3 protein-coding genes and 1 pseudogene are annotated in these 2,730 nt (G+C 62.3%); 3 read left to right on the top strand and 1 reads right to left on the bottom strand.

Annotation, left to right across the window (positions count from 1 at the left end):
• Positions 1 to 450, top strand: a pseudogene (locus MJD61_00085) (integrase core domain-containing protein).
• A 206-nt stretch (positions 451 to 656) separates the two neighbouring features.
• On the opposite strand, the gene MJD61_00080 reads toward MJD61_00085, so the two are convergent.
• Positions 657 to 1,985 carry a transposase gene (locus MJD61_00080; protein MCG8553676.1) on the bottom strand — a complete coding sequence of 443 codons (1,329 nt, stop codon included), beginning with the start codon at positions 1,983 to 1,985 and terminating at the stop codon, positions 657 to 659.
• Between the two features lie 162 nt (positions 1,986 to 2,147).
• Between MJD61_00080 and MJD61_00075 the strand changes: the two genes are divergently transcribed.
• Positions 2,148 to 2,510: a hypothetical protein gene (locus tag MJD61_00075; protein ID MCG8553675.1), complete on the top strand. Its 363-nt coding sequence runs from the start codon at positions 2,148 to 2,150 to the stop codon at positions 2,508 to 2,510.
• A 7-nt stretch (positions 2,511 to 2,517) separates the two neighbouring features.
• Positions 2,518 to 2,730, top strand: a 213-nt coding sequence (locus tag MJD61_00070) for a hypothetical protein (protein ID MCG8553674.1), incomplete at its 3' end; no start/stop codon positions are given.

Genomic DNA, 2,730 nt, shown 5'->3' with positions numbered 1-2,730 from the left:
TGTCGCAATCAGTGCATCGAGCCGGGCCAGCTGACGGTCCACGCCGATCGTGGCGGGGCGATGCGCAGCAAATCGCTGGCGCTGCTGCTGGCCGATCTGGGCGTGACCAAGACCCATTCGCGGCCTCACGTCTCCAACGACAACCCGTACTCCGAGTCGCAGTTCAAGACGATGAAGTACCGTCCGGAGTTTCCCGGACGTTTCGGTTCGATTCAGGACGCCCGAGCCTTCGGCGGACCCTTCTTCGACTACTACAACAACGAGCACCGGCACTCGGGGATTGGCCTGATGACACCTGCGGCGGTGCACTACGGCATGGCCGAGCAACTCGTCGCGGCGCGCCAGGAGACCCTTCTCGCCGCCTATCGATCTCACCCGGAGCGCTTCGTGCACAAGCTGCCTCAGCCGCCCGAACTACCTCGTGCGGCCTGGATCAACCCTCCGGCGAAGAAATCGACCCCGCAGGATGCCCCAGAATCGACGATCGCCACACCGGGAAACCCCTGGGACCCCCCTTCTCGAGCGGATGCGTCGGCGATCATCGCGGCTTCGATCACGACGTCGACGTCGTCGCCGGCGTGCACACCGGAGGTTGCTCACTAAATGCGAACGGGAAGTGTCTCAAAATCGTTGACACGCTCCGGTGCTGCGTTCTCCTAGCCCGCTCGCCGCAGTCTAGCGCGTCTGTTTGGGCGTCTGAACCGGCGCAGGAATTTTCTGGTTTTCGCATCGTGGTCCAACTCGTCGAGAAAATCCGGAAGCCGATCGCGCAGGGCATGCGCGGTGACCAGTTCGGAGGGCGGCTGCGATGGGTTCATCGTACGCAGCCAACCTCGGAACTGAGACCAGACGACCCGCCCGTGATGAAGTGCAAGATGCTGAAGGAGTCCTTGCGCGACGCAGCCGAGTTGGACGTGCAGATGGTATGCGCGCAGCTTGCGCCGGACCATCTGTCGGTAGGAATCGCTCTTGCGGTGCAGGTACTGATCTCCGCTGCGAGCCGGGATTGGGGTCATGTCCTTCATCCAGAAGTGATAGGCGTAGGAGCCAAGGACATGCAGGGCGTGCTTGAATCCGATCTCGATCTTGAAGCGGTGGGCGTAGAGCATCACGATCTCCAGCGGCTCCAGCACGGTGTCGGTGGCCATCAGGAAGATCACACCGCGCTGTGGATGGCGCACGATCACGAAGCGCACTTGTCGACCAACGGGTCGCCAGAGCAGATCGACGCAGCGATACTTCAGGCGAACGTTGGTGTCGGTGTCGATCGGACTTGGCGCCGTCTTGAACTGTGAGAGATCCTGGGCCAGATCCCGCAGGCGTACTTTCTTGCCGTAGATCCTTGGGCGCCCTCGGCGAGGAGTGCGGGGGCGGCGCGCCGGATAGTAGGCGACGGTGTTGCGCCGCGCCCGCGTAATCAACTGATGACCGAGATCGAGTAGCGGCAGGATTACCTTGCGGCTGGCGTAGTAGGCATCGGCGATCAGCAAGATCGGCTGTCGGGAGAGCGGGGTCAAGGAGCGCAGCAGCGTCACCATTTTGTCCAGCAGTGTGCGCTGGTCGCGATTGGAGAAGACCAGGCCCTCGTGGATTCTCGCCACGAGCGGTACCGCCGCCACGGCCCCTGTCGGACCGCAAACCAGCAGGGAGAGGGCCTGGAACGAGTGGCCCATGATGTAGGGCGGTTTGGTATTGCTGCCGCCAGACTGGTGCAGCTTGCGGACGGCGGGCATCTTCTTGCCCTCTTTGGCCACTTTGATGCCGTCGGCCAGGCAGACCCGGTACTTACCGGCCATCACGGGCGTGAACAGCTCGAGCACCAGCCGGGTCCACATCTCGGTCAGGCGCTCCAGGCACAGGGCAGGCGTGTGAAACAGATGGAGCAGGCGCCGGTAGGCCAGCTCCCGCAGGTCGAGGATCCGAACCAGGCTGGTGATGCCGGCCCGTTCGGGCCGGGTCGATAGGCCGGCCAAGACCAACAGCATCCAGAGGAACGTCCGGTGGCGTCGGCACGCTGGCCGGAGCTTGCGGGCGGCTCGAATCCAACGGGCCCACAGTCGCATGTCTGGCCTCCCAGGGCCCACCGGGAGCTTGACACCGATAGTCATTATATAACTATCGGCCATAATTGGAATATACTTTGGGCTGTGAATGCACGGACTCGATCGCTGGAACGTCAGATCGACAAGGTCAAGCGCGAACTGATCCGGCTCGGCGACCTACGGATGGGCAGCCTGTCCGAGCAGTACAACGTTTGCGGCACGCCCGGCTGTCGCTGCAAGACCTCGCCTGACGAACGTCACGGCCCGTACTACCAACTCAGCTACACCCGCAAGGGCAAGGGAACGACGCGGTTCGTCCGACGCGAGAATCTCGCCACGGTGAAGAAGCAGCTGCAGAACTACGCCAAGCTGCGGGCCTTGGTCGATCGGTGGGTCGACCTGGCAATCGAACTATCGGACACCAAGCTCGAGCAGGTGAAGCGGATCAGGTCCGTGCGCCGGAAGTAGGGAGAACTTGGCACTGTCAAGATCTAAGCCGGACATCCTAGAAGCCATCGGCTCCAAGCGAGTCGAGTTCGACCCTGAGATCGACCCCTCGCGGGTTGACCAGGTATCGGTCGATTTGACCCTAGGACGGCGCTTCACGACTTTTAAGAAGCCTCCTGAGTACATCACGTCGGTTAAGCTCGATCCCTCCATATGGGGCTCTGAGGATCTCTGGGAGCAC

The organism is Pseudomonadota bacterium, from assembly GCA_022361155.1.
Lineage (GTDB): Bacteria > Myxococcota_A > Polyangia > Polyangiales > JAKSBK01 > JAKSBK01.
The sequence above is the reverse complement of the archived record's forward strand: the minus strand, read 5'-3'. Positions and strand labels throughout refer to the sequence as shown.

Excerpts from the sequence above, each read along its gene's own strand:
- MJD61_00080 (MCG8553676.1), bottom strand. The coding sequence starts at position 1,985 with ATGCTGTTGGTCTTGGCCGGCCTATCGACCCGGCCCGAACGGGCCGGC.